This is a genomic window from Acinetobacter sp. NigerLNRRAM0016 (genome assembly GCF_054112845.1).
In genome coordinates, this window is record NZ_JBSYVT010000076.1 from 1 (window position 1) to 4198 (window position 4198).

Annotated in this window: 3 protein-coding genes; 2 read left to right on the forward strand and 1 reads right to left on the reverse strand. The window is 32.6% G+C overall.

Annotation, left to right across the window (positions count from 1 at the left end; genetic code table 11):
• The coding region (locus ACWQ4X_RS19425; protein ID WP_457904649.1) for a type ISP restriction/modification enzyme at positions 1 to 1878 on the forward strand (1878 nt) is incomplete at its 5' end.
• Between the two features lie 713 nt (positions 1879 to 2591).
• Positions 2592 to 3791: a reverse transcriptase domain-containing protein gene (locus ACWQ4X_RS19430; RefSeq protein WP_457904650.1), complete on the forward strand. Its 1200-nt coding sequence runs from the start codon at positions 2592 to 2594 to the stop codon at positions 3789 to 3791.
• Positions 3792 to 3799: 8 nt separating this feature from the next.
• Here the strand turns inward: ACWQ4X_RS19430 and ACWQ4X_RS19435 are convergent.
• Positions 3800 to 4198, reverse strand: a 399-nt coding sequence (locus tag ACWQ4X_RS19435) for a recombinase family protein (protein WP_457904651.1), incomplete at its 5' end; no start/stop codon positions are given.

A 4198-nucleotide genomic window follows, 5' to 3' on the forward strand; every position in this document is an offset into this window, starting at 1 on the left:
AGTGTAAGACGTAAACGCCAAAAGGACCTTGATATTAAAGTAATTATTGGGAATCCTCCGTATTCCGCAGGACAAAGTTCTCAAAATGAAAATAATCAAAATGTAAAATATGAATATCTTGATAAAAGAATATATGAAACATATACATTGAGTTCAGCAAACCTTTTAGGAAAACGAAGTTCTCTTGACTCTTATATTCGAGCAATTAGATGGGCTAGTGATCGAATTGAAGATCAAGGAGTAGTTGGATTTATTACTAATTCAGGATATTTAAGCTCGAATGCAGCAGATGGAATTAGAAAATGTTTGATCGAAGAATTTAGTTCTTTATATATTATAAACTTACGTGGTAATTCAAGAACTACAGGTGATATTGCAAAAAAAGAAGCAGGTAATATATTTGATATTAGAACTCCTGTAGCGATTGCAATTTTAGTAAAAAATCAAAAAACAGAAATACAAGGTCAGATACATTATTATGATATTGGTGATTATTTAAGTAAAAAAGAAAAGTTAGAGAAACTTTCTGATTTACATAGCATTTCAGGCATTAACTCATTAAAGTTATGGGAAAATATAAAACCTGATACTCACAATGATTGGCTCAATCAAAGAGATGACTCCTTCGAAGATTTTATAAAAATTCATGATAAAAGTAATACTTCCATCTTTGAAAAAATATCACTAGGAGTTATCACAAATAGGGATGCGTGGAACTATGACTTTTCTTTATTAAAATTAAAAAATAGAACTAAAAAAGCTTTAGCATTTTTTAATAAAGAAGTTACCCGATATAAAAAGGCTTGCACCGGATTAACCCCAGACAAGTACCCTAATATGATGGATTTTGTACACAAAGATTTATCAATTACAAGTTGGGGTGGTCGCTCTTGGAAATCTCCTTTTAAAAGATTCTTAGAGCAGAGTTATAATGATAGTGATTTCAAAATAAACTCATATCGACCATTTATGAAGCAATATCATTATGCTTCTACGGTCTTTAATCATAGCTTTTACTCAATTAAAGAATTTTTTGAGGGTGATAACATTGTAATTTGTATATCAGGAAATCAAGGATTATTTATTACAAATAACATTCCTGACCTGCATTTTATTGGTGATACACAATCACTACCTTTATATTTGTATGAAGAAAAATCAACTGATAGTAATCTATTCGATTACTCGATTGATCCGCTTATAAATGAGCACGCTAAAACAGTCGATAGTAAATACACTCGTAAAAATGCGATTAGTGATGAAGGTTTAAAACATTTCCAAGATGCTTATCCAACCGAAAAAATTAGCAAAGAAGATATTTTTTACTATGTGTATGGCTTATTGCACAGTGAAGATTATCGTACTCGTTATGCAGACAACTTGACTAAAGAGTTACCACGTATCCCATGCGTGAAAAAAACTGAAGATTTTTGGTCTTTCTCTAAAGCAGGACGTGCCTTAGCACATTGGCATCTAAACTATGAAACTGTAGAGCCTTACAAAGCAAAATTGGATTTAGGTGGTAAGTCATTAAAACAATTAGAAGATAAAGATTTCTATGTAACTAATATGACTTTTGCTAAAAACGGGAAAGAAAAAATTAAAGATACGGTAATTTACAATAGTTCCATTACTATTCGTGAAATACCTCTAGAAGCTTATGATTATATTGTAAATGGAAAGTCAGCACTTGAATGGGTTATGGATCGTCAAGGCGTTTCTACGCACAAAGACAGTGGCATTGTGAACGATGCGAATGATTGGGCGATTGAAACAATGGGTGATGCTAAATATCCATTAGAGTTGTTTTTACGGGTCATCACAGTAAGTTTGGAAACAATGAAAATTGTGAAGAATTTGCCAAAGTTGGATATTTAAAATGTATAAAGCCATTTAGATTTATTTAAATGGCTTTTTTTACTATTTATTACAGTTCCTTGTTTATTGTATGTTGCTGATATAAAAATACTCTTATATATTTCAAATATCTAAATGGTCGGTTAAAACCCCACTATTGCTCACACTGTTGTAAACCATTGGTTCGCTCGACAACACAGAAATGTGCATCAGAACAGAACCATGAGGATGGACTGGCTAGTCTTATCACCGATGAGAAGAGCTATTACCATTTGAATGGATGTAACAGTCCCCTTGCTATCATTACTTGGGGGGTACTTGGCTTTTTCAAGACGGTGGGCGTGGGGCTACGGGCGGTTTGGAGAACCGATATTCTCTATATTGTCAAGTGGTTGTTTCAGTTGGTTTTGATATTTTCGTCAAGAAATTATCAGGAAAATCAGGTGGTTATGTTGATAATTGTGGAGTCTTTCGTGTTGATTCTCGATGTTGTTTTATGTTATACTGATAGCAGCATTTCAAGAAAAAAGATGGCAATAAATTGCTCACACTGTTGTAAACCATTGGTTCGCTCGACAACACAGAAATGTGCATCAGAACAGAACCATGAGGATGGACTGGCTAGTCTTATCACCGATGAGATGAGCTATTACCATTTGAATGGATGTGTCCCTTTTTAACCGTTGCGAGATAGCTTTACAAGGACGCAATGGAGAAGAAAGAGATGTGTAATCATGTTATTTAAAGACTTTATTCAAGAAAATTTTGATGAAAAATTTAAAATTTTCAAACAAAAAAATATTAAAAATTATGATAAAAAATATCATACCAACTATGTTTCAATTAAAGAATTTGAGAATAATTTAAATGTTCAATTAGAGTCTTTAATAAAATTAATTGAAACTCAAAGCTACAGATTTCAAAAACTGTATCCTGTAATTATTGAGAATAAAAAGAATCCTAGTAAAAAGCCACGTTTAATTTGCATACCAACGGTTAGAGATCGTCTAGTGCAGATGATTTTAATTGATTACATTGGCCAGAACTTAAAACATGAGTTAGCTATACTTAAATCTAACGATTTTTCTGTTTCAGGTGTAGGTATATTTCGAGCAAGACAAAAGGCAAAAGATTTAAGAAATACAAAGCCCTTTGTTTTAAAAACAGATATTGCATCGTTTTTTGATAATTTAGTTCGGGCAACTTTGTTAAAGGAAATACGAGAAAATATACCAACTGACATACTCTATTTGTTTGAATCCATAATTTGCTGCGATCCAAGTATTCCTCATGAATATGCAAAGACGCATAAAAAGCTAATTGAGTCTAAGATTGGGAAAGGTGTCAGACAAGGGATGCCTTTATCACCTTTACTAGCATCATTTTACTTAAATGATTTTGATAATTGGCTTATTAAGCAAAAATATAAACATGTCCGTTATGCGGATGATCTGATATTTTTTCTTGATTCCGAACAGCAGTGTAAAGAGGTATTTGAATTAGTTTTCCAAGAATTGAGTAACTTAGGTTTAACACTTCCTGAAATTGATGAAAAGTCAAAAACACAGATTATTTCTGAAAAGGAAACAGTAAATTTTTTAGGATTAGACTTACGATATGAGAATTCAAAATATGACTGGTATATTCCACCTCATATCATTGAAAATGTTAGAGATAGTCTAAGTCATCTAACGAATATCAATAGTAATATTAAAATGAAGCTAAACTTTAGTAAAACTATAACTAGGATGGAGCAGATAGTTTCAGGCTATCAGCATTGTTATAGTGATGCTGATTCCAAAAATTTAATAGATTTTAATAATAGGCTACAAAAAGAAAAGGAAGATGCAATTAGTTTACTATTCCAAGGGTTAGGAATAGATATTAAGAAAATACATCCCCAATATATGAAATTCTTGTTAGATAGCAACTAAGAACAATTCTAAGATTTATTCAGTGAATTATTCAGCGTTACTCGGCTCACACCAAAATGTTTAGCTACCTCAGTTTTAGTAATCTGAGGATCTCGTAACATAGCTTGGGCCTTTTTAATATCTTTTTCAGACATGGATGGTTTGCGTCCACCTTTGCGTCCTCTTGCTCTCGCTGCATCCAAACCTGCTATGGTACGTTCACGAATTAAACTATGCTCAAATTCAGCTAATGCTCCAAAAATATGGAACACTAGCCTGCCAGTAGCAGAGGTGGTATCAATAGCCTCTGTAAGCGATTTAAAGCCTATCTCACGCTGATTTAAGTCAGTAATAATCTCGACTAAATCTTTTAATGAACGGGCAAGACGATCAAGTTTCCAAACAACCAGAACATCACCTTTTCTTAG